The 22,281-nt window shown below is 55.2% G+C and carries 19 protein-coding genes, 1 tRNA gene and 1 pseudogene; 11 read left to right on the top strand and 10 right to left on the bottom strand.

The features are described 5' to 3' along the window. Positions 1-18 precede the first annotated feature (18 nt). The 7 genes from ACR3E7_RS17720 to ACR3E7_RS17690 form a co-directional block, all read right to left on the bottom strand. Positions 19-774: a DeoR/GlpR family DNA-binding transcription regulator gene (locus tag ACR3E7_RS17720; protein WP_480504908.1), complete on the bottom strand. Its 756-nt coding sequence runs from the start codon at positions 772-774 to the stop codon at positions 19-21. A gap of 438 nt (positions 775-1,212) precedes the next feature. Next, positions 1,213-1,890 carry an ankyrin repeat domain-containing protein gene (locus ACR3E7_RS17715; protein ID WP_480504910.1) on the bottom strand — a complete coding sequence of 226 codons (678 nt, stop codon included), beginning with the start codon at positions 1,888-1,890 and terminating at the stop codon, positions 1,213-1,215. 291 nt (positions 1,891-2,181) lie between these two features. Further along, positions 2,182-2,544, bottom strand: a complete 363-nt coding sequence (locus ACR3E7_RS17710) for an HGGxSTG domain-containing protein (protein ID WP_480506668.1) — start codon at positions 2,542-2,544, stop codon at positions 2,182-2,184. A gap of 174 nt (positions 2,545-2,718) precedes the next feature. Next, entirely contained in the window at positions 2,719-3,465 is a 747-nt protein-coding gene (locus ACR3E7_RS17705) for a hypothetical protein (protein ID WP_480504912.1), read from the bottom strand. Positions 3,466-3,590: 125 nt separating this feature from the next. After that, positions 3,591-3,800, bottom strand: coding sequence for a helix-turn-helix transcriptional regulator (locus ACR3E7_RS17700; protein ID WP_170546573.1), 210 nt, complete (start codon positions 3,798-3,800; stop codon positions 3,591-3,593). A 100-nt stretch (positions 3,801-3,900) separates the two neighbouring features. Beyond that, positions 3,901-4,548, bottom strand: coding sequence for a hypothetical protein (locus ACR3E7_RS17695; protein ID WP_480504914.1), 648 nt, complete (start codon positions 4,546-4,548; stop codon positions 3,901-3,903). Continuing rightward, positions 4,545-5,732: a tyrosine-type recombinase/integrase gene (locus ACR3E7_RS17690; protein WP_480504916.1), complete on the bottom strand. Its 1,188-nt coding sequence runs from the start codon at positions 5,730-5,732 to the stop codon at positions 4,545-4,547. The genes ACR3E7_RS17695 and ACR3E7_RS17690 overlap by 4 nt, the downstream gene beginning before the upstream one ends. A 361-nt stretch (positions 5,733-6,093) precedes the next feature. On the opposite strand from ACR3E7_RS17690, the gene ACR3E7_RS17685 reads away from it, so the two are divergent. Then, positions 6,094-7,167, top strand: a complete 1,074-nt coding sequence (locus ACR3E7_RS17685) for an acyltransferase family protein (protein WP_170790778.1) — start codon at positions 6,094-6,096, stop codon at positions 7,165-7,167. Positions 7,168-7,176: 9 nt separating this feature from the next. Here the strand turns inward: ACR3E7_RS17685 and ACR3E7_RS17680 are convergent, their stop codons facing one another. Then, the gene (locus tag ACR3E7_RS17680; RefSeq protein ID WP_480504918.1) at positions 7,177-7,683 is read right to left on the bottom strand and encodes a hypothetical protein; all 507 of its coding nucleotides are present in this window, start codon (positions 7,681-7,683) and stop codon (positions 7,177-7,179) included. A 595-nt stretch (positions 7,684-8,278) separates the two neighbouring features. Then, entirely contained in the window at positions 8,279-10,099 is a 1,821-nt protein-coding gene (locus ACR3E7_RS17675) for a BCCT family transporter (RefSeq protein ID WP_170790774.1), read from the bottom strand. 546 nt (positions 10,100-10,645) lie between these two features. Here ACR3E7_RS17675 and ACR3E7_RS17670 point away from each other — a divergent pair. The 7 genes from ACR3E7_RS17670 to ACR3E7_RS17640 all read left to right on the top strand — a co-directional run bounded on the left by ACR3E7_RS17670 (position 10,646) and on the right by ACR3E7_RS17640 (position 18,325). After that, positions 10,646-11,551 carry a LysR substrate-binding domain-containing protein gene (locus ACR3E7_RS17670; RefSeq protein ID WP_170773978.1) on the top strand — a complete coding sequence of 302 codons (906 nt, stop codon included), beginning with the start codon at positions 10,646-10,648 and terminating at the stop codon, positions 11,549-11,551. A gap of 88 nt (positions 11,552-11,639) precedes the next feature. Next, positions 11,640-12,794: an aromatic ring-hydroxylating oxygenase subunit alpha gene (locus tag ACR3E7_RS17665; protein ID WP_170773976.1), complete on the top strand. Its 1,155-nt coding sequence runs from the start codon at positions 11,640-11,642 to the stop codon at positions 12,792-12,794. Positions 12,795-12,841: 47 nt separating this feature from the next. After that, on the top strand, positions 12,842-13,087 hold the full coding sequence (locus ACR3E7_RS17660) for a hypothetical protein (RefSeq protein ID WP_170773974.1): 246 nt from the start codon (positions 12,842-12,844) through the stop codon (positions 13,085-13,087). Between the two features lie 106 nt (positions 13,088-13,193). Then, on the top strand, positions 13,194-15,614 hold the full coding sequence (locus tag ACR3E7_RS17655) for a GcvT family protein (RefSeq protein WP_480504921.1): 2,421 nt from the start codon (positions 13,194-13,196) through the stop codon (positions 15,612-15,614). Between the two features lie 104 nt (positions 15,615-15,718). Next, positions 15,719-17,191, top strand: a complete 1,473-nt coding sequence (locus tag ACR3E7_RS17650; protein WP_480504923.1) for a flavin-containing monooxygenase — start codon at positions 15,719-15,721, stop codon at positions 17,189-17,191. 1 nt (position 17,192) lies between these two features. Next, entirely contained in the window at positions 17,193-18,164 is a 972-nt protein-coding gene (locus ACR3E7_RS17645) for an alpha/beta fold hydrolase (RefSeq protein ID WP_480504925.1), read from the top strand. Between the two features lie 84 nt (positions 18,165-18,248). Continuing rightward, a tRNA-Met gene (locus ACR3E7_RS17640) sits at positions 18,249-18,325 on the top strand. Positions 18,326-18,875: 550 nt separating this feature from the next. On the opposite strand, the gene ACR3E7_RS17635 is transcribed toward ACR3E7_RS17640, so the two are convergent. Further along, the gene (locus ACR3E7_RS17635) at positions 18,876-19,400 is read right to left on the bottom strand and encodes a bile acid:sodium symporter family protein (RefSeq protein WP_480504926.1); all 525 of its coding nucleotides are present in this window, start codon (positions 19,398-19,400) and stop codon (positions 18,876-18,878) included. A 43-nt stretch (positions 19,401-19,443) separates the two neighbouring features. On the opposite strand from ACR3E7_RS17635, the pseudogene ACR3E7_RS17630 reads away from it, so the two are divergent. The 3 genes and pseudogenes from ACR3E7_RS17630 (at position 19,444) to ACR3E7_RS17620 (ending at position 21,936) form a co-directional block, all read left to right on the top strand. Continuing rightward, positions 19,444-20,568: pseudogene (locus tag ACR3E7_RS17630) on the top strand (IS3 family transposase). Positions 20,569-20,775: 207 nt separating this feature from the next. Further along, the gene (locus tag ACR3E7_RS17625) at positions 20,776-21,357 is read left to right on the top strand and encodes an antibiotic biosynthesis monooxygenase (RefSeq protein ID WP_170786873.1); all 582 of its coding nucleotides are present in this window, start codon (positions 20,776-20,778) and stop codon (positions 21,355-21,357) included. 123 nt (positions 21,358-21,480) lie between these two features. Further along, positions 21,481-21,936, top strand: coding sequence for an acyl-CoA thioesterase (locus ACR3E7_RS17620; RefSeq protein WP_480505124.1), 456 nt, complete (start codon positions 21,481-21,483; stop codon positions 21,934-21,936). Positions 21,937-22,281: the final 345 nt, after the last annotated feature.

Raw genomic sequence — 22,281 nt, 5'->3', positions numbered from 1 at the left:
ATTTTTCCTTTATTGGCGTTAGACGCTGACAACATCAACGGGTTGGTCTCTAATCACTTCCGAAATGCCTTTGGGCAACTCGCCGTCAACCACTAGGGTAACATCCGCAGGCAGTGGTTTCATCGCAACTTGCCCCACCACATCGAATTTGCTGCTGTCCGCCAATAGGAACGGGCGCTGCGACCGCTCTATCATTATGTGTCGCAGGTTTGCGCCTTCCAGCGAAAAATCGGTGAACAAGGTCCGAGCGCTAATCCCACCAACTCCGATCAGTGCAAATTCTGCATTGTATCGGGAAAGGTGGTCCAGTGTGTCCAAACCCATTGTAGCATTCTCCGAAAAATTTAACCGCCCGCCCAACAAGGTGACCTCTTCTGCCGCTGGCGCAAGTACCGAGGCTATGGTTAAATCATTGGTATAAATTGTTAAATATTGGTGGTTGGTCGCCAAGGCTTTCGCTGCCGCGAGTGTCGTCGATCCGCTGTCAATGATCACACTCGCTCCATCCGGGATTATGCTGGCTACGTAATTGCCAATACGTTCTTTGCCTGCTCGATTGGTTTGAGTGCGATCGACCATGGGGGGTTCGTGCGTACGTACACTGGTCGCTCCACCGCGTACCTGGTTGAGCTTGTTTGCCAGCGCCAGTTGCTCGATATCCTTACGAACAGTTTCCCGCGATACGCCGAGCCGTTCGGTCAAAGCTCGGATAGAAACCGCAGGTTGACGCGAAACTTCTTCGAGGATTATTGCATGTCGTTCAGATGGAAGCATCGGTTGGTCTTCAGATACAGAGTTGCGCATTCATGCCAAATTTTGCAAAAAGGGTCCAGCCCGGTTCGCTGCAGATTTGTTGTGGCGCCGGCCTTGTTGGAAGAGCTTGCCTTGAAGTCGGCAGAGCGCTTTCGTGGCTTAACGTCAGGAGCAAACGGTAACCCTTCATGTGTTTCATACACTAGCCCCCAAATCATTCGTCTTGCCGCAGCTTCTAAACTATTTTTCTGATTTGTGTCTCTTGCTCGACATTCTCAGTCCTCCGTTTCTCAAACATAACGGTGGTCCAAATCAAATGGGCACCCCACACCACAACTCAACTAACTGTTTCGGCTGCGGGCACCTCATAAATTAACCGCTTGGGTAGTGTCGGCCCCACCCAAGCTTCCATCGGCGCCTCTTGAGTGAAACTCACCGCTTCAGCCTGCTGGATTGGTCTCAGTCCACTTTTCTTAACCGCTCTGCCATCTTAGCAAATCCGCGTAGTTCAGCGTGTTCGAGTGGCGTAGTTCCGTTACGATCGGCAAGCGATCTGTCAGCACCCGCCACCAACAACGCATCCAGAACTGCAAGATGATCCGGGCCGCCGTCTCCAAGCACAACGGCTTCAATAACTGCTGTCCAGTGCAGATTGTTCACATGGTCCAGAGGCGCGCCAGAGGCGATCAGCCGTCGGACAATCTCTACATGACCGAGATGTGCGGCCGCTATGAGAGCCGTTCCATCATAAGGGCTGGTTGTTAGGCCGGGATCGTTGCCTAGCTCGATCGCGAGCGTCATCAGTTCAGGATCGTTTGCAACGGCCGCAATAGTGACCATGTCGTAAGCCTGACCCTCAAGCGCGTTCATGTCGGCGCCGGCCTCAGCTAGTGCGCGCAACGCCTCGTCCTCTGAAGCAAAGGCTGCCACATGGGCTGGCGTGCGGCCTCGCGTGTCCCGTGCGTTGACGTTTGCGCCCGCCGCAATGAGCTGCCGTATCTTTTCTTGGTTGCCGGTGTGAGCGGCTGCGAAGAGACCGTCGTAATTCGCGACTTCACCAACCGAAGGTGGTGTCTGCGCCGTGCCCACGTTGGCGGCGAGACCCATCACAAACGCAAATAGAAAAAGACGAAACATGGCCACCCCCCTTACTCAAATACTGGTGAAAGTCTTCGGGCTCGCAGACCTTCTATCAAGATATAGCTGCAACGTGCACCAACGACTGCGCAGGGCAGCATAGTCAAAAGATACTGAACGCCAGGAATGGGCCAATTGCGAAAGTGAATACGAAAGCCCCCTGACGGCTATCGGTTTCTTTCACGAGCATAAACAAGCGTGCTCGGAATATGTTTGGTGCTTATAAATCTGCGACTACTGTTATCGGCGCATAGTGTCGGTGGACATTGCCATACAACTATAAACACTTGGTCAAGTATTGGATCTCTGATTTGCCCATCTATTGCGTTGTGCTTCAGCGATCCGCGCTCGGCCGGAAGCAGACTTTGGGCCAGTTGACAAGCCACCATGGTACCGACATCTCCGTTTTCCTGGAGACACTGGGAGCTGACACTGCGAACCTTTGCGCGTTTTCGCGCCACAGCGTGCACGGCGATGTGTTGGAAGCGGTTGACCCTCTTCGTCCAAGCCTATGTCCTGCAGATCTCGACACTGGCCACCAATACATTTGGAGCACGTCTTCTCTTTGCCTCGACCAGTAACGTTCCGAAAAGGGCAGATTCGATAGCTCGGTGCCGTACCCGAAGAGAACTCTTCCTGAAGTGATAGCAACACCTCGCGAAGCACTTGGTTCAAACTCAAAAACACCTCCAAATGTTAGCAATTCTAAGCATCCACCTAAGACCCCATGGACTTTGAAAGCGTCGTTAAACGCGGGCGGCATCAAATTGGACGAGCCGCCTAGGGGCCTGCTGGCAAAAGGAATAGGTCGATTGCACTATCTGCTACCTAAGCGTGTCTTGGTGACCGGCTGGAAGCACCATGCAAAGTAGCTTTTCGTTCAGCCAAGTTCAGGAATACTCGATCAAAGTACTGCCAAGACATTATTGCTCCATCGCCTTTTTTGGCTATCACGTCGTTTACGTTTGAAACGATTTGTTCAGAGCTGAGTTCGAGCGCACACCACCGTTCCACCGAGCGTTTTGCCGCGTCGCTATCAAGTGCATCAGCGAGTGTATACGCACCCTTGCTCTGGACGAGATTTCTGAGAGCTGCGATCAGACGGTCAAATTCCAAGGTGAGTTCATTTTTTTCAGCGTGACTCAGCAAATCCGCCACGCTGAGCGCGCTCGTAGCCTGATTAGACAGATCACAATGCACATCGTTTGCTTGCTCCAAGATTGCTTTCAGTTTTGCTCTGTCGTTTCGGCAGGAGTTTGCGAACTTGCCATTTTCGGATTTCGCTTGGAAATGATTGATCGCGTTTTCCGCAAGAGCGACCATTATTCCGTCATCGGTCGCTTTCACTTTTCCAGTCTTGATGAGCGACGATAGCAGACGCGCCAGCGACTTTTTAGATTTGCCAAGGCCGACACGATACGCAAGCCTTTCCTCGTCATGCTCCAATGAGTCCTGCGCCTCACAATTCTCGACAAGAAACGAGAATAGCAATCCGCGCTCTTCAAGCGTCAAATCCTGTATTGTTCGGCGCATATCTTGGATTGAAAGTTGGGCGAAAATCATTTGTCCAGCCATGGAGGCTCCATACAAGGTTGGCTGACCGTGTGCTCACGTGCGTCCACCGTGAGGAAACTGGTCAGTTGATATTAGAAAAGCGGAGGAAGACATATAGCCGCTCGCAAGCGTTGCTGGCCGGTTTGTTACCGGTTGGCTTTGGCTTCAGCGATGACAGCAAGGATTTCGGAACGAGGCCACCGAGAAGATCCACCAAGTTTGATTGGCTTGGGGACCGACCCATCCGCTATACGGCGCCAGAAGCTCGGTACGCTGATTGCAAGCAGCTCTGCGGCTTCCGCCACCTTAAGCAATGGATCGATTTCGGTTTGAATTGAGTTGGCTTCAGCGTTCATGTGACTAGATGCCTCGTTTTGATGAGCGTTGAGTCATCTAGAGGCGATCTAAAATGGTATTGGGAGGGGAGAAAAAATTTCTCCCCCCCAAGTCATGCTGTCAAACGCCGACAACGAGTTCTCGCTCCTCCGAACTCAACGGTTCCATGATTGGCTTAGCGCCCGGTTTAATGTCGTCCGGTATTCGCCAAGGATTCCATTGAATATGGCCGTGAGCAGAAACCTCGTCCATGAACCGCTCAAGAGCTTTGGCATCTGCAAGAAAGTCGTCAAATTTCCCCACATCGTTTTCAAATATGATCTGCTTTGAATCATGCATTCGAAATGCGGTTTCCAGATGGCAGGTATTTCGCCACTTCCGGAAAGCTCTTTCGGCTTGGTCGGAGACTGAGCCTGCCTCCCTAAGCTTTTCTCCAAGCGAGTAGCGTGTGACGAGCCGTAACGCCTTTCCCACAGTTGGTTTTATCCCACTCTGATCAAGGCGTAAAAGCTCGGTGACAACCATGGCCGAAAATTCTCGCTCATTCCATTTCGCTCTGATGAATTTCCTCTGTATCGTGGCATCCAAATCGTCCAATTCGTTTGTGGTATTGTCCGAAATTTCAGACACGTACCGATAGGCCTTTGAAACCACACTTTCTCCTTGATCGTCTGTCACGGACATTCTGATTAATACATAGAGATCTGGTCGAGAGATCCATTTTCCCTCTTCGTTGTACAAGGGAAGATAACGACGATCCTGATTCATGCTGTGGCCAATTTTATGATTGTATCTGTATTGTCGGTGAGGTGGGACGCCCAGCGCTCCAGCAGCACACGACGTTGGTCGAGGAAGTCGGTTCGACGATAGGCGCGTTCAACAGAGCTGCCCACTACGTGACCAAGCATGGTTTCTGCAACTTCGTGACGCGCATCGGTCGCCTCCGCCAACCACACGCGGAGACTTGAACGAAATCCATGCGGACGGGCGCTCATGCCACGACGCTCCATCAATCGCGACATTGTGGCGTCCGAGATCACCCCTTTCCGAATACTCGGAAACAGATAGCCGTCGCGAGCATGTCGCCGCGCGTCTCCAAGAACATGAAGCGCTTCATTAGAAAGCGGAACACGGAACTCAGCGGTAGCGCCCTCGCGCCCTTTCATCTGTTCTGCCGGAATGGTCCAGACATCACCGTCGATATGCTCATCCCTCAAATACCGTATTGGCCGTGACCGTACCCCGGTCAAAATTAGAAGTTTCAGAGCAAGGTGGGTGACTGTACCTTCGTCCAAGCTTTTGTAGAACTCGGGCACCTCACTCCAGGCAAGCGACGGAATGTTGGTGGTGGTCTTGCGCGGTTTGCCAAGCAATGCACGCGCCTTCTTGGGAGCCTGCAAATCAACATCAATGCCCAGCGCTGCTGCATGCTCCAAACAAATAGATGTCCGCGTCAGCGCCTTTCGAGCCGTCTCGACTTTCTCATTCCAGATAGGCGCAAGGCAATCCCGCAGATCGATCTGAGTAATTTCAGCAACTGGCACATGACCAAGTTTGGGTACGACGTGTAACTCCAACGGGCTAAACCAACGCCCCGCTTTTCCGCCACCGCGCAACTCAGACTTCCGCGCTTCAAACGCATCCCGAGCGATGTCTCTAAATAAATGCAAGTTGCGCTGGGCTTCTACACGTTGTTTTTGCCGCTCTCTGATCGGATCTCGGCCTTCCCGCAGTTCGCGTCGGGCTGCGTCAGCTGTTTCCCGGGCCTCCGCCAAGCCAACATCCGGCCACCGCCCGAGGCCCATTTCCCGTCGCTTACCGAAAACCGTAAGTCTAAGAACCCACTTACCGCTTTTTGAATCTGCCTTAACAAGCCAGAGCCCAGCGCCATCGCAGTGCTTTCCAGCACCTAGCGCAATAACGCCACGCACGCTCAATTTGTTTTTCGCCATATATCTCTCTACCGGTCCACCCATTGGTCCACCCCTAGGTATGGTATGTGCTGCCGTTAGTCGAGATTAATTGAGATCGAATGAAGGAGGTAAGTTAAACATTTTCATACAGTTAATCTCTATTTGAGATTTTTTGAAACATCTACATATAGGGTTTCAATGCCCTCCAGCAGCACCATTCCCAAATTACTGATTTTCAATACTCGTCTCGCTGCTGCGGCGCCGCTGGCCAATTGCCCTCGGCACCAACAGTGTTGACTCGGCCCAACGCGGCATGGGACCCTTCGCCATTGTGTTCATAAGCTTCCCATTTCAGGTGGCATTTCTCTGTAACCTTGTGTGCAGGTTCGGGAGTTAAAGAGTGACTGATATTCGTTCGGACAATAGCAACGCGGCCCCAACGCAATCATTGGCAGGGCGCTTGGGCTGGATTGATGCGGTAAAAGGCCTGACGATCATTTTCGTGGTTCTACACCATTCTATCGCCGGGTTCCGGTTCGACCCGACCTTCCCCGAATGGATCAGAACCTTCAACTACAGCCTCGATCCCGTGCGCATGCCCCTGTTCTTTCTGGTAGCCGGGCTGTTTGCCAAAAAGGCTATCGACGGCCCCGCAGACAAGTTCATCCGCGGCAAGGTGATCTATTTCCTCTATTTCTACCTTCTGTGGTCCATGATCATCTTCACCTTTCGGTTTGGACTGAACGCTATTACCAATTCGACCACCTATTGGTGGGAAATCCTGATAATCCCCTGGGACCCGCTGCCGACGATCTGGTTTCTCTACGCCCTCATGCTGTCTTTCGTAATATTGCGCCTGCTGCGCGGCGTTCCCCCGGTCTATATTGTCGGGTTTGCGGCCATCATACAGGCGCAGTTCCTGCTGAATGTCTGGCCCGAAGGCGTGGTCGTCATCGCCGATAAACTGGCCAAGCTGTTCGTCTATTTCGCGATCGGAGTATATGCGTCTGAATGGATCAGATCTTCGGCGGTCAAGGCGCGCGCGCTACCGGTGATCGCATTGTGGATCGGGTTCCTCGGGCTCAGCATCGCTGCGCTGTCGGGAGGATTCGAGAAACTTCCTCTGGTCTACTTTTCCCTATCGGCCCTGTCCGCCTCGGCAATCATTGGAACGGTAGTTCTGGCCTCGAACGCGGGTAAGGCCAAGTGGTTGGTTACAATCGGAAGTTTCAGCCTGTATATCTACCTCACCCATTTCCTTCCCGTGGCAGGGACGCGCATCATTCTATCCAAAATTTTGGGTATTACCGAGCCGCTGGTGGTGATCCCGCTTTCAGTTCTGGCGGCGCTAGTGTTCGGAATCGTCTTCTGTAAAGTGCTGACAGGATCAAGACTCCAATGGCTGATCAAAGTGCCCGATCGAGTGTTGAACCGCACGCTTTCTCTGCCGTTCGGAACCGCAACCCGGACCTGAAGAACCAGTCTAGTTCAGGCGCCCGGATGCGGCCAAAGCACCGGCCAGAGCGCTCTCGATCTCTTTGGGAAAGTCACGGCCTTTCTTATGCAGTCCTGCCGCGACCCAGCCCACCATATGGCCTCGTGCACCAATGCCATTTGCGCGCACTTCGGTCGGGCAGGTCTGTTCCTTCTGAACCAGGGACATCGCTTTTTCGACCTCGTGATCGGACAAAACCATTTTGACAGCGCTGATGATATCCATCGACATCTGAAGAGTCTGATGTTCCATCCTGTGCGCCGCGCCCGACAAAAGCCGGGTACAAAAGGCCGATAGGAAATACCAACGAAAGATCGAAAACACCCGATCCTGGAACTCGGTCGGGTGCTCTTGGGTGACCCTCGCTGTCTGTGCAATCCGTTCGAAAGCTGCCTCAGCCGCCTGAGAGGCTCGGCAAATCTGTGCCTCGCGCGACGTCACAGACGCAGCGATCAAAGCAGACGGGACAGCGGTACCAGCGGTTCCTAAGTTCATAATCGTCCTCCAGCTCTAACTCCTGCTGAAGACATGGGTACATCCAAAAACATTCGATTGTGATTTTTCGCCAAAAATTCCCTAAAGTGTTAAATGACTGTCTTCACGAAAATGTCACAGAAAGACATTTAACGCAAACATTAGCTGCATCAGACGTCGGTCAATTCCCACCAAGTAGATTTCATGTCGCACAACAAATTAAGGCAAATCTGCAATTTGTTTCCAAATTGGCTCTTAGAATGGACATGTTCTGACAATAGTTCTGCCCATTTCGCCGGATACTGATGATCAATCCCGCAATTCAGTTGACCAGTATTGTTGTAACGAGGGGGTACGAGCGGGAATAGGGGGTGAGCGCCTGCCAAGCCCGACTCGCCCAAGGGCAGGCCAGCTCCCCCCGCATGCAGATCTTTCACCAGTTTCAGAAACCGTCTAAAAAGCTGCACCACAGAGGTCGCTGCTTTGCCAGATCGCCTGTCAACGACAGGCACATCCGCCTGTTTCGTTCCACTTTTTCACGACCTTGAGTGAGGTCGTGACATGAAAAACGCCGCCCCAATTTGGGGCGGCGCCTCTTACCTTGAGCAATGGAGGCTTATTCAGCCGCCTGCGCCACCTCGCTCTTGTCGCGCAGACCGTCGCGGAACAATGCCTTGGCCAGCGCCACCATCATCAGCCCCATCACCATGGTGAAGGGCAACGCGCCGATGATCATTGCGTTGCGCAGCGCATCCAGCGGGTTGTTGTCACCAGCCGCCAGGATCAGCGTACCGATCACAGCCGTCAGGATTAGGCCCCAGATGATACGGTGCTTAATGCCAGTCTCTTGGCTGCCGCCCGACATGATCGTGTTCATAACCAGAATACCCGAGTCCGCAGAGGTCACCAGGAAGGTCATGATCAGGATCACGCACATCACGTTCAGCATCGACAGCAGACCGCCGTCAATCATGTAGGACAGGGTCACGAACAGCTTGTTGGTATTCGACGCACCGATGATCGCGCCTTCCGCTGCACCAGCCAATTCCAGATCAATCGCGGTACCACCCAGAACGGTCATCCATGCAAAGCACACCAGCGCCGGTGCGAACACACAGCCCAGGATGAACTCACGCACCGAGCGACCCTTGGAGATACGCGCCAGGAACAGGCCCACGAAGGGCGAGAAGGCGATCCACCAAGCCCAGTAGAACGTGGTCCAGCCGGCTTGCCAGCCGAACTGACGGCCCTGCTCACCTGCAGCATAGGCTGCGGCCAGCGTCGCTTCGTCCAGCTCAGCCGCTGCGCCTTCCAGACCGCTCTTGAAGCCGTCAAAGCTGCCCCAAGCATTCGTCGCACCACCCATCAGCGCATCCGCATGGGCCTGCGCCTCGGCCGGCAAGGCCGCTGCAAAAGCTTCAGCTGAAAGCGGGCCATAGGCACCAAAGCTCAGCGATACGAAGTGCAGGATATAGTCGACCATTGCCGTACCATAGGTGGTCATCGCGAAGACAAACGAGCCAAACACAACGAACGTACCCAGCAGGATGATCGACAGAACAAGGTTCAGGTTCGACAGATATTTAACGCCCCGGCCGACACCCGACACCGCCGAGATGATCGACAGCCCCATGATGACAGCCAGACCCGAGATCAGACCCACTTTCGATGGTGTCGGAACCTCGCCGCCCAAGTCCATAATCCATTCCATACCAGTAATTGCGTACAGCCCATCGATGAACTGGCTTACGCCAAACCCGATCGTCACCGACACACCCAAGATGGTCGCGACCACGCCCAGCACGTCAACCACGTGACCCAAGAAGCCGTTCATCAGCTTGCCGAACAGCGGCGTCAGCGCCGCGCGGATGGTCAATGGCATGTTGCGTGTATACGCGTAGTAGGCCAAAGATAGGCCGGTCACCACATAGATTGCCCAGGCGTGGAAACCATAATGCAGATAGGTGTAGCGATAAGCCGACTGCACAGCATCTGGCACGTTACCCGGGACGTCGCCCGCAACCACAACGGGGTTCGAACCCCACAGGCCCAGAGGCTCGGCTGTGGCGAACACCATCAGACCCACACCCAGACCGGCGCCAAACATCATCGAGAACCACGAGAAATTCGAGAACTCGGGCTTTTCGCCTGGCTGACCCATTACGCGCTTGCCCGTCGAAGGAAGAATCGCAATGACCGCCAGGAAGAAGAAAAACAAGCCAACGATGATGATGTAGAAGCTGTTGAACACTTCCAAGATTTGAGAGTTCCAGCTGCCCAGAGTGCTGTTGGCATTGGCCGGGAACACCAAAGCCCACAGCACCAGCGCAACCATGATGCCTTTACTGATTAGCGCAATCGGTACGCTGTTGTTTTCATAAAAACCGCTATCCGCCGTTTTTATGTCCAAGTCCGTAAACGGGTCCTTTATCGACATCTACTTCCTCCGTGTTGTCGTTCGTTTTTGGGGAAAGCTACCGGGACCGGCGCGCTTCACCCAGAGATTTCGCAATTATGTGATAAATGAACTTTCCAGATCGGACGTGCCGCACGCTTTCCACCAATCGCCACCTGTTGATCCGACAATTCAATCTGCGTTGTGTGGAACAAGTCGCAGATCGCTATTGACCTGTGGTTTAATCTGGCAATCGGGGGTGAGGCTATGCCAATCCATCAATTTCCCTTTCGGCCATTTTCCGAATGTCAGCATTCGCTGTTGTTTTTTCGCCCGCCTGTCTGAGCCCCGTTGAAGAACACTCGAAACCGCGTGCATGACCCAATAAATTTGGTGAATGCGACTATAGCGTGCCCCGTGCGGGACATTAGACAGAACCGACATTTTTGTCGTTTTTGGCGACATCCACCGAAATCGTGACCGTAAAATTCATCTAATTGGCGAGGCAATCTGGCATTCAACCCCAAATAAACTAATACTCGATTGAAATGATCTAACGCGACCACGAAAGCTGATTCTTAAGCCAACATGTCCAGACGCCACTATAACCTTCCGCCCCTTACCACCTTATCCGCCTTCGAAGCCGCCGCACGGCATCTCAGCTTCAAAAACGCAGCTGAAGAATTGTCTGTCACCCCAGGGGCGGTCAGCCATCAGATCAAAGCGCTCGAGGGGGACTTGAACGCCGTCCTTTTCCAACGCAAGCATCGGGGTGTGGATCTGACAGAGGACGGAAAAGCCCTGTTTGAGACTCTGTCGTCGTCCTTTACCAAAATCTCCAAGACACTGGCGACAATCCGGGACCAGGCCGCAATCGGCAAGGTGACCGTTGGATCAACAACGGCCGTTGCTGCATTATGGCTTTCTCCAGCAGTGATCCGGTTTTGGCGCGAAAAGCCTGAGATAAATGTCGACCAACTATCGCAGGACCGGCCTTTTCGCGACAGGCCCGATATTGATTTCTTCATCCGTTATGGTCGTGACAGCGATCAAAGCCTCTCACACACCCCCTTGTTTCGCGACCACCTTGTGCCCGTAGCCAGCCCGGACATAGCCGAACGCCTGGTTGACGCATCACTGGAAGACCTCGCCGCCGAGCGCTTGATCCATTTGGACTCAGATGATCGCAGCTGGACCACATGGCCGGAATGGTTCCATCAAATGGGTCACAATGGTGCGATCCCAATCGACTCGCGCGTGAACAGCTACTCGGTTGCGTTGCAATTGGCCCGCAAGGGGGCTGGTCTGGCGCTGGGTTGGCGACGGCTGATCCAACCGATGCTGCAATCGGGTAAATTGGTCATCATCGGCCCTCATAGGTTGACCGCACCCAACCAATTCTACCTTGTTGGGCGCCCCGACAACGAGTTGTCAGAGAGCGCTCGCGCACTGAAGAACTGGATCTTGCAAGAGGTAGAGGACGGCTCGGTTTAGATCAGATAACTCTCTGATGAGGTTTTCTGATATTGAGACGCCCGCACGCCTTCCCCAATACGGTTAAAACCAATCTTAGGAGAGCCCGATGAACAAGCATAGCCCTCTGTCCTCCGTTCTGGCCGACGTGAATATCGCCAACGGTCTGCCGAATGAACACTATGTCGACCCTGCAATTTTTGCCGAGGAACGGAAATCGGTTCTTTATGCGAATTGGTCCGGGGTTGGCTTCGGTAAGGACGTACCCGAGGAGGGTGATGCCAAACCTGTGGACTTTCTGGGCATGCCCCTGCTGATCGTACGCGATCGCGACGGCGAAATCGGTGTATTTCAGAACACCTGCCGTCACCGCGGCATGATCCTGGTGGACACTCCTCGCAAGATCGGAGGCGCGATCCGCTGCCCCTATCACAGCTGGTGCTACAGCCTGAAGGGTGAGCTGCGCGCAACCCCTCATGTGGGCGGACCCGGTCACAACACCCATGAAGACGTTGACCGCAGTGATCTGGGACTGGTCCGCGTGCGGTCCTATGTCTGGCGCGATGTCATCTTTGTGAACGTCGACGGCAACGCCCCAGCGTTCGAAGACGCCCACGCCGCTCTTCTTGAGCGCTGGAAGGAGTTCGACCAGCCCGTGCATCACGGCGGCGAGACGTCCTCGTTCAAGCTTGAGGTCAAGACAAACTGGAAGCTGGCGGTCGAGAACTATTGCGAAAGCTATCACCTGCCGTGGGTTCATCCCGGTCTGAACAGCTATTCCCGGTTGGAAGATCATTACAACATCGAAGCGCGCGGGCACTATTCCGGTCAGGGCACTTTGGTTTATCGCCAACTTACCGATCAGGATGGGGCAACCTTCGAAGATTTTCCGGGCCTCAGCGACAAATGGGACGAGGGTGCCGAATATATCGCTCTTTATCCAAATGTTCTGCTGGGCGTGCAGCGCGACCACGCTTTTGCCATCGTGTTAGAACCTGTCGATCAGGAAAACACCGTCGAACACATTGAACTGTACTACGCAAAAAGCATTGAAGATACGCCGCAGCATGACGGGTTGCGCGCCTCGAACGCGCAGCTTTGGAAGACGGTATTCGAAGAGGATGTCTTTGTTGTAGAAGGCATGCAAAAGGGTCGCCATGGTGTTCTGTTTGACGGCGGACGGTTCTCGCCCGCGATGGACGGACCGACGCATAATTTCCACCATTGGGTCGCAACGCAGATCGAAAACGGTCGCGCGGATTGAAACTGCGGACCGGTCGGTTTTCAATGGCCGGTCCCGACGGAGGTTCGATGGACAAGTCCAAGCTGGATCACCTGCTGCTCGAGGCCCATGCTCGCGATGATCACGACGCGCTGATCCGCTATTACACCTTGGCTGCAGACGAACGCGAGGCCGCGCGGGATACCGACGCGGCCTGTTTCTATCTGACCCATGCGTTTGTTTTTGCGCTGGAATCCGGCGCGCCCGAGGCAGATACCCTGAACGCAAGACTGGCCGCCCATGGGCGCGCGCACCGGTTGGATTTTTCGGATTAGCCTCAGGTTAAACCTGCTCAACCCAGATTGAAATTATTCTCCGTTGTCCGCGCGACGTCCTTGGTGACAGAAAGCGCAAAGAACCCAACTTGGATATGGCAGGCACATGAGAACGAATGCACAGGCAGTGGTGATTGGTGGCGGGGTGATCGGATGCTCGATCCTCTATCATCTGACCAAACTCGGATGGTCGGATGTCGTCCTGTTGGAACGGGATGAGTTGACCTCGGGCTCAACGTGGCACGCGGCGGCGAACATCCACGGGCTGCATGACAGCACAAATATCAGCCGCATTCAGCACTATACAATGAACCTTTATAATGCATTGGAAGCCGAAACGGGCCAAAGCTGCGGCGTGTTCCAGCCCGGCTCGCTGTATCTGGCGCAGACCGAAGAGCGCGAACATCAACTTCGCCTGCAGGCCGCAAAGGCCAAGCTCTATGGCATGAACTTCTATGAGATCAGCATTGAAGAGGCCCAACGCCTGAACCCGCTGGTCAATTACGATGGTATCCGCTGCGTAATGTTCGAACCTGATGGTGGCAATGTGGACCCGTCGGGCGTAACCAATGCATATGCGGTGGGTGCGCGTCAGCGCGGTGCGGAGATTCACCGTTTCACCCCCGTTACCGCGACCGAGCAGCAAGAAGATGGCAGCTGGATCGTGCGCACGCCCAAGGGCGACATCAAAACCCCTTGGGTGGTGAATGCCGCTGGCCTGTGGGGTCGTGAGGTCGCCAAACTGGCTGGGATCGAACTGCCACTGCAACCAACCGAGCACCAGTATTTCGTCACCGAAGCCATGCCGGATGTGCAGGCACATGGCACACGCCTGCCCTCAGTCTCGGACCGGGATGGCGAGTACTATTTGCGTCAGGAAGGCAACGGTTTGCTGGTCGGGGCCTATGAGAAAGACATGAAGTTTTGGGCCGAGGACGGCACGCCGTTGGACTTCGCCCATGACCTGTTCCCCGACGATCTTGAGCGGATCGAAGAGAACATGATGAACGCCATCGAGCGCCTTCCCGCCGTGGGCGAAGCCGGGATCAAGCGCGTCATCAACGGCCCGATGATCTGGTCTCCGGACTCTAACGTGCTGATGGGGCCAGTACCCGAGGTGGACGGTTATTTTTGCTGCAACGGCATCATCCCCGGCTTCTCGCAGTCGGGCGGCATGGGCCTGATGGCCGCGCAGTGGATCATCGAAGGCGAAACCCAATACGACATGTTCGCCTGGGACATGGCCCGCTTTGACACCTGGGCGACAAAGGAATTCACCAAAGCCAAGGTGCGCGACCAATACGCCCACCGTTTTGCGATTCACTTCCCGAACGAGGAGCGCAGCGCAGGCCGCCCTGCCCGCGTGCGCCCGATCTACGAAACCCAAAAGGCCATGGGTGCGGTCTTTGGCCTGAATGTCGGGTGGGAGCATCCGCTTTGGTTCGCGGATGAGTCGGGCACGGTGGATACCAACGGCTTTGCCCGCCAGAACTGGTGGGCCCCTGTGGGCGAAGAATGCAAGATGCTGCGCGAGCGTGCGGGCATCATCGATATCTCGAACTTTGCCAAATACATCTGCAAAGGCCCCGGCGCGGCGGATTGGCTGAACGCAGTCTTTGCCAACACTATGCCAAAGGCGGTTGGCCGCTCTTGCCTGACACCTCTGATCTCGAAACGCGGTGGGATTGCAGGCGACTTTACTGTCACCCGCGTGGCCGAGGACGAATTCTGGATCATCGGCTCGGGTATGGCCGAGCGGTATCACAAACGCTTTTTCAAGCAGGTTCCACTGCCCGAAGGCACCACATTCGAAAGCCACACCGAAGCGATTTGCGGCTTTAACGTCGCCGGTCCGAAATCACGTGAGATCCTGCACCGCTTGACCAACACCTCGCTGGCAACCGAGGATTTCCCGTTCATGCGTTCGGCGATGATCGAGCTTGCAGGCGTCGAAGTTCTTGCCCTGCGCGTGTCCTTCACCGGTGACCTGGGGTGGGAGTTGCATTGCAAGACCGAAGATCAGGCGCAGCTTTATGAGGCGCTGCTGGAAGCGGGCAAAGCCTTCGGCGCAGGTCCCGTTGGCAGCCGCGCGCTGATGTCGCTGCGGGTGGAAAAGGGCTATGGCTCGTGGGGCCGCGAATACAGCCCCGAATACTGGCCGCACGAGGTTGGGCTGGACCGTCTGTGCAAGTTCGACAAGGGTTTCCTGAACAAAGGGGCCGCGCAAAAGGTGCTTGAAAACCCCGCCCGAGAACGGCTGGTTCTTCTGCATCTGGATGAGGCCGACGTGACCGCGTCCAACGCCGACGCAACCGGCGGTGAGCCGATCTTCAAAGACGGTGAAGGTATCGGTCGTGTGACTTCGGGCACTTATGGGTACACGGTCGGAATGTCGCTGGCGCTTGGGTATGTCAAAAACGCCCAGCCCGGCGATGAGGTCGAGGTGATGGTGCTGGGCCGGCCGCATAAGGCCACTATCTTGAAAGAGCCCCCGTTCGACGCAAATGGCAAAAAACTGCGCGCCTGATCAAACCGTGATCATCCCCTGACCTAACGAGACCCTATCCACGCGCCCCACCCTGCCTATATCCTGAAACAACCATCTGGATCGTTTTGGGAGGGGCGGGGCGCGTGGAACATAAAACCGATATGCTGATCGTCGGCGCCGGGTTCTCGGGGCTGATTATGGCGATTGAGGCCCGCAAGCGCGGGATCACCGATATCACGATCCTTGAAAAAGCGAGCGATATCGGCGGCACATGGCGAGAAAACACCTATCCCGGCGTCGCGTGCGATGTGCCTTCGCATCTTTATTCCATGGCCACGCACCTGAATCCGGACTGGAGCCGCGCCTATGCGGGTGGGGCCGAAATTCAGGCCTATTTGCGCAAGGTCGCGCAGAATGAAGGTTTGTACGACCTTTGCCAGTTCCAGCAGAAACTGAAAACCGCCCGGTGGGATGGCAGCCATTGGCGGGTTGAAACCGAAGGCGGGGACATCTGGTCCGCGCGCATTTTGGTCTCGGCCATCGGCGCGCTGCATGTGCCCAGCATCCCCGATATTCCCGGCGCAGACAGTTTTCCTGGCCCCAGCTTTCATTCTGCCCGATGGAATCACGAAGTACCTTTGTCGGGTAAACGGATCGCGGTGATTGGTACCGGGGCCTCGGCGGTTCAATTCGTGCCCGAGATTGCGAAAATGGCCGGGCAGGTCACCATCTACCAGCGCAGCGCGCCTTATGTTCTGCCCCGACCAGACGGCCCCATCGCGCCATGGGTGCGCAGGTTGTACCAGCGCATGCCCTTGTTGCCGAAACTACGGCGAAAGCTGATCTACATGGTGTTCGAATACCGCCACCGTGTTTTTCGCCGCGAAAAGGGAGCCGTCAATTTCGCCATGAAGATGTGGCGCACCGCGCTTGAAAAAGCCATCACCGACCCGGCCGAGCGCGAAAAGCTGACCCCCGCTTATCAAATCGGCTGCAAGCGCATCCTCAGCTCGAACGATTGGTACCCCACCCTTGCGCGCGACAACGTTACGGTGGTGCCGCATCGCGTGACCAAAATCGAGGGCGACCAGATCACCGCCGCCGATGGATCGCAGGCGCAGGCTGATATACTGATCTGGGGCACGGGGTTTCACGTCACCGATATGGTCGATTATCTGAACATCTCCGGCGCGGATGGGCTGAGCCTGCGCGACGCCTGGGGCGAGGGGATGCAGGCCAATCTGGGGACTGCGATTGCCGGATTCCCGAACTTCTTCATACTGCTTGGGCCGCATACCGGGCTGGGGCATAACTCGGTCGTTCTGATGATCGAAGCGCAAGTCCGCCATATTGGCCGCGTTCTGGACGAGATGCAGCGCGGTGGTCTGCATGCAATCACCCCTGACGCTTCCAGACAGGCCGCCTTTGAACAAGAGATGCAGGACCGACACACAGACAGTGTCTGGCAGACGGGCGGCTGCGCTTCGTGGTATCAGGATGCCGAGGGGCACAACACAACCCTCTGGCCCGGCACCGTGTCTGAATTTGAAAAGCGTATGGCCCAATCAGGGCTGGAGCATTACCAACCCCTCCCATCCCAAAGCGGAGACCATTGAGATGACCTTTCTGATTATCGTTCTTCTAATCGCTGCATTTTTTGGCGCGATGAATCTTTGGACCCGCAAGCTGACCAAAGACGGCAGCAAACGTGTCCCGCAATTGGGGCAGATCCAGCGCGTGCGCGGCGGCAGCATCCACTATGTGGAAAAAGGCGACCCATCCAAACAAAGCCTTGTCCTGATCCACGGCCTCACCGGGCAGCTTCAGCACTATACCTATGCCTTGGTGGATATGCTCGCGGATGACTACCATGTCATCGCTGTCGATCGGCCCGGATGCGGGTATTCAACCCGCGAGTCCGCCGATTTGGGGCGTCTGCCCGAGCAGGGCCGGATGATCCAGGAGTTTCTCGATATCAAAGGCGTGTCCGACCCCGTTCTGGTCGGCCATTCACTGGGCGGCGCAGTTTCGCTGGCGATGGCGCTGGACTATCCTGACAAGGTCAAGGCACTGGCGCTTCTGGCTCCGCTGACACAGGTGATGTCCGGCCCGCCGCCCGTGTTCAAACCGCTCGAAATTAGGACCGAATGGTTGCGCAATTTCATCGGCAATACGATTGCCGTCCCCATGGCCGCCAAGACCGCCCCTCATGCTCTCAGCGCCGTCTTCGACCCCGAACCGGCACCGGATGATTTCCTGGACCGCGCCGGCGGCGCATTGGGTCTGCGACCATCAGCCTTCATCACCGCCTCTCAGGACGTTGTCGGCATAGACGATAGCCTTGAGGCACAAGTGGCCCGCTATCCAGACCTCAAAGTACCCGGAGGCATTCTATACGGCGCACAGGACGCCATCCTGTCCCCCACTGCCCACGGCGCGCCAATGTCGCAATATGGTCTGACCAACGAACAGATCGAAGGGTTGGGCCACATGATCCTGATCACCGCGCCCGACGCATGCGCCACCTTTATCCGCAGCATCGCCGGAGGCACTGTCAACCCGAACCAATCCGCATCCGAAACCGGTTGAGGCCCGGCACAAAAAGAATCCGGCTTCAGGGAGATTTCCCTCTTGACCCTCTCGGGCCCCTCCCTTAAATCGCCTCTCACCCATGGCGGAGTAGCTCAGTTGGTTAGAGCAGCGGAATCATAATCCGCGTGTCGGGGGTTCAAGTCCCTCCTCCGCTACCACACCCCCCACTCTAGATTCTCTGTTTGGAATGAAGGCGCTTACACGCCAATGACAGCATCGATGATGTTGGCGAACTGGACCGCGTTTCTTTTCTCTGTGACCAGGACCCGCGAAACCATTGCGTCAGGCGGAACGCGTTCTGTATTTCGCAGCGAGCGCTTTTTTGGCGTTAACCGCGATTTGTTTGCCAGTCATGTCCTTGCACCCTGCGAGTTCATTGGCGCGGTCGGCGGGCACCTGCTAGGCTAGACCAGTGATTGTGCCCACCGACTCGCGTTCGACACAGCAGCAATCAATTCAGCCAACCCTACATGGTGCAATCCGCCCTGAATGACGGGACGTCCGCTGCCTAACATTTCAGTGTTTGCTGTTCTCATATCAGAACTCCCGGGCACCTCAGCCTGGCAATTACTTCTCGATCCAAGCCGCAGAAAACACTCGTTGAAAGCTCGCCCATTGGAAAGGCAGCGTCAAAAAAAACCTGCCCAAAAGGGGCAGGTTTGCGTGATCAGAATTTGCGTGTGCATACTCTGATATTTGGTCAGAGGCTTACTCTGCAGCCACGCTTTGACGTACATCTCCGCGACTTCTCCAGCGGAAGTAGAACATGAACGGCAAAACTACGAGGTACATTGTGATCGAATACAGCGCGGATGGCAGCGCCATCGGCACGTCACTCAGCGATGTGCTGGTGCCGGTGATCACAATCGCCAGCGTAATGCCCAAGGGCGAGTTCTGAACGCTGGTTTCAATGCCAACCGTTTTGCCTTCGGTCTTGCTGAGGCCAAGGATTTTACCAAAGGCCAGACCAAGCAACATCAGCACCAGCGGCAGCGTCATGGTCGAATAGCCCAGCGTCGGCATGTAGGTGATGATCAGTTCGCGGTTGGCTGCGAACAGCGCCAGAATTAGAACGGCCCAAAAGATGACGGCGACGTTCTGCAGAGGGTTTTCAAGGCGACGGGCCAAACCGTTGAAGAAGTGGCGCACGATAATACCGGTCAGAACAGGCAGCGTTGTCACCAGGAAGGTAAAGATCGCGATCTCGAAGAACGAGAAGTTGGAATGCCTCATCTGACTAGGTCCACCGTTATGTATAGTGAACGGAGGACAGAGAATGGCAAACAAGCGGCACAAGCCCGAGGAGATAGTTCAGAAGTTACGGCAGGTTGATGTGCTTGTCGGCCAGGGTATGCAGCGCGTGGATGCGATCCGCGAAGTGCGCATTACCGAGCAGACCTATTACCGATGGCGCAAGCAGTATGGCGGTATGGGAACCGACCAACTTAAGGAACTCAAACGGCTCCAGAAAGAGAATGAACGGCTTCGGAAAGCCGTGTCGGATCGACCCTGGACAAGCTAATCCTTAAGGAAGCAGCCCGGGAAACTTCTGAGCCCCGCCCGCCGGCGTGCCTGCATCGACCTGATCCGAAGTAGGATGAAGGTTTCAGAACGCAGGATCTGCCGGGTGCTGGGGCAGCATCGATCGACGCAAAGGTACTCTCCCCGAGGCCGGGAAAACGAAGACCGGCTTGTCGCGGACATGATTGAACTGGCCCGGCAATACGGCAGCTACGGTTACCGCCGCGTCGCCGTTCTGCTGAGAGATGCGGGCTGGCAGGTCAGCGTCGGCCGTGTTGAGCGGCTATGGAAGCGGGAGGGGCTGAAGGTGCCACGCAAGCAACCAAAGAAGAGCCGTCTCTGGCTGAACGACGGATCATGCATCCGCCTGAAGCCTGAGCACCGCAACCATGTCTGGAGCTACGACTTCGTGCATTGCCGCACTGACGACGGCAAGGCGTTCCGTACCTTGAACATCCTCGATGAGTTCAGCCGGGAATGCCTGTCAATCACAGTGAAGCGGAAGCTAAACTCGACCGACGTGATCGACGCTCTCACCGATCTCTTCATCCTGAGAGGGCCGCCGGCATTTGTGCGCAGCGACAATGGCCCCGAGTTCGTTGCCAAAGACGTCCGAGCATGGATCGAAGCCGTGGGAGCCAGGACGGCCTTCATCGAACCGGGCAGCCCTTGGGAGAACGGCTATGTGGAGAGCTTCAATGCCAGGTTCCGCGATGAACTTCTGAACCGAGAGATCTTCTACTCGCTGAGGGAGGCTCAGATTATCATCGAAGGCTGGCGGAAACACTACAACACTAAGCGGCCCCACAGCGCTCTCGGCTATCGGCCACCAGCTCCTGAAACCATCGTCCAGATGGACCCGAGGCCAGTCATGCACTAACAATCAAGTCGGACCAGTCAAATCAGGCCATCCATCTCGAGCTCTTGAAAATCAAGACATCAGGGATCTTCAGCGATGCGAGGGTCCACTTTGCAATTACACAGATTGATGTTGGTTTAGGAAAACCGCAGAGGCGCTGCGTTTCGGCTGATCAAAGGTCGTTCACGCGCCTCATAGCAGGAAACTTGGCTCACAATGACTGATCACATGACACATCACCGAGACACGGACAACAACCCCGTAACGATCTCTGTTTCACGTCGCGTCGTGCCGGGGCGCGAGGCCGAATTCGAGGATTGGATCCGAGGCATAGCCGAGGCTGCATCGCATTTCGAGGGGCAACAAGGTTTAAGCATTTTGCGCCCTTCCGAAAAGACTGGCGGACGCTACGTCATGATTTATCGTTTCGATAATTACGAACATGCTGCCGCCTGGGAAACCTCGCCCGAGCGATCCGAGTGGATTGCCAAGCTGGAAGGGATATCCGATGGCGATGCAGATCGCAAAAGCGAGACCGGTCTCGAAGTGTGGTTCGATATGCCCGAGATCCCTGCAGCCGTTCCACCACCACGCCATAAAATGGCTGTTGTATTGATCGTTGTGATCTTTGCCCTTGTCTTTGCGCTTCAGGTTTTCCTCGTTCCTTTCATGACTGGTTGGCCACGTTGGGCACAGACGCTCAGCATCGTCACAATTCAGGTTGTGTCGATGACATATCTGATAATGCCAATCATAACTCTGCTGCTAAAGCCGTGGTTGTTTCGCAACCAAACTCAGGCAATCAAATAGATGTCTTGCCGTTCTTTGAAGGGATCAATGGACAATAGGGCGTTCCTTATGGTTGTCAGAGTAGGCTCGTCAAAGGCCTCTTCACGTTCTCCATTTTAGACTCACAATGGTGTATTTCGCGCAATGAACGAAGACATATCCTCACTTGCAGATTATCCAAACTCCTTCTGGAAACGGTTCAAGGTCACGGCGGGCGATCTGGACGGCTTCCACCATGTAAACAACGCTGTCTATTTGAAATGGATGGATGCTACCGTTTGGGAACATACGCGGCATGTCGGTTTGACCGAGCAAGCCTGCCTCGACCTGAATCGCGGTATGGCCGCAGTGCGCCACGAGATCGATTATCTGTCCTCCGCTTTTTTGGATGATGAGATCGTCGTGTACAACTGGCTCTCGGTGAATGATGAGCGTTTGCGTTGCAGTCGCCTGTTTCAGATGATCCGATTGGGTGACAGCAAAACGATATTGCGCGCCAGATCAAACTATGTGTGTACCAATCTGACAACTGGACGTCCGACACGTATGCCGAATGAATTCAAGACCGGATATAAAGTCACAATCCCTCGAAGCGGCTGACAGCGATCCGCTGCAAACATTGCGCAGTATCACCCAAAACCCCTTGAAAGTTTGATTTCGCAATGCGGAATATAGTTGTCCGCTTTTGGGGATTGGGTAGCGTTTGGGTGACAAATCCCGTGTGGTTGGGTGTGGCGCTTTGTGGTGGCTTGCCCTCCAGAAACTCACCGTCGCCAATAAGTTTACGATGTCGGATGTAGCGGCCCGCGAACTCTCGGACCGTACCAGACCTCGGTCATGATCCGCGCAACGGGGTTCAAGCCCCTCCTCAGCTTTCTCGTTCCCCAAACAGTTTTGGACCACAGACTCGCTGCGTTCGGTTCGACCGACCAGTATCTGTGCATC

The sequence above is a fragment of the Ruegeria sp. BK1 genome, from assembly GCF_056535645.1.
Note: the sequence above shows the minus strand (reverse complement) of the source record. Positions and strands in the feature narration are given on the sequence as shown.

Excerpts from the sequence above, each read along its gene's own strand:
- ACR3E7_RS17670 (WP_170773978.1), top strand. The coding sequence starts at position 10,646 with ATGTCCAGACGCCACTATAACCTTCCGCCCCTTACCACCTTATCCGCC.
- ACR3E7_RS17715 (WP_480504910.1), bottom strand. The coding sequence starts at position 1,890 with ATGTTTCGTCTTTTTCTATTTGCGTTTGTGATGGGTCTCGCCGCCAAC.
- ACR3E7_RS17720 (WP_480504908.1), bottom strand. The coding sequence starts at position 774 with ATGCTTCCATCTGAACGACATGCAATAATCCTCGAAGAAGTTTCGCGT.
- ACR3E7_RS17635 (WP_480504926.1), bottom strand. The coding sequence starts at position 19,400 with ATGAGGCATTCCAACTTCTCGTTCTTCGAGATCGCGATCTTTACCTTC.
- ACR3E7_RS17690 (WP_480504916.1), bottom strand. The coding sequence starts at position 5,732 with ATGGCGAAAAACAAATTGAGCGTGCGTGGCGTTATTGCGCTAGGTGCT.
- ACR3E7_RS17625 (WP_170786873.1), top strand. The coding sequence starts at position 20,776 with ATGACACATCACCGAGACACGGACAACAACCCCGTAACGATCTCTGTT.
- ACR3E7_RS17665 (WP_170773976.1), top strand. The coding sequence starts at position 11,640 with ATGAACAAGCATAGCCCTCTGTCCTCCGTTCTGGCCGACGTGAATATC.
- ACR3E7_RS17700 (WP_170546573.1), bottom strand. The coding sequence starts at position 3,800 with ATGAACGCTGAAGCCAACTCAATTCAAACCGAAATCGATCCATTGCTT.
- ACR3E7_RS17655 (WP_480504921.1), top strand. The coding sequence starts at position 13,194 with ATGAGAACGAATGCACAGGCAGTGGTGATTGGTGGCGGGGTGATCGGA.
- ACR3E7_RS17695 (WP_480504914.1), bottom strand. The coding sequence starts at position 4,548 with ATGAATCAGGATCGTCGTTATCTTCCCTTGTACAACGAAGAGGGAAAA.
- ACR3E7_RS17660 (WP_170773974.1), top strand. The coding sequence starts at position 12,842 with ATGGACAAGTCCAAGCTGGATCACCTGCTGCTCGAGGCCCATGCTCGC.
- ACR3E7_RS17620 (WP_480505124.1), top strand. The coding sequence starts at position 21,481 with ATGAACGAAGACATATCCTCACTTGCAGATTATCCAAACTCCTTCTGG.
- ACR3E7_RS17680 (WP_480504918.1), bottom strand. The coding sequence starts at position 7,683 with ATGAACTTAGGAACCGCTGGTACCGCTGTCCCGTCTGCTTTGATCGCT.
- ACR3E7_RS17705 (WP_480504912.1), bottom strand. The coding sequence starts at position 3,465 with ATGGCTGGACAAATGATTTTCGCCCAACTTTCAATCCAAGATATGCGC.
- ACR3E7_RS17645 (WP_480504925.1), top strand. The coding sequence starts at position 17,193 with ATGACCTTTCTGATTATCGTTCTTCTAATCGCTGCATTTTTTGGCGCG.
- ACR3E7_RS17675 (WP_170790774.1), bottom strand. The coding sequence starts at position 10,099 with ATGTCGATAAAGGACCCGTTTACGGACTTGGACATAAAAACGGCGGAT.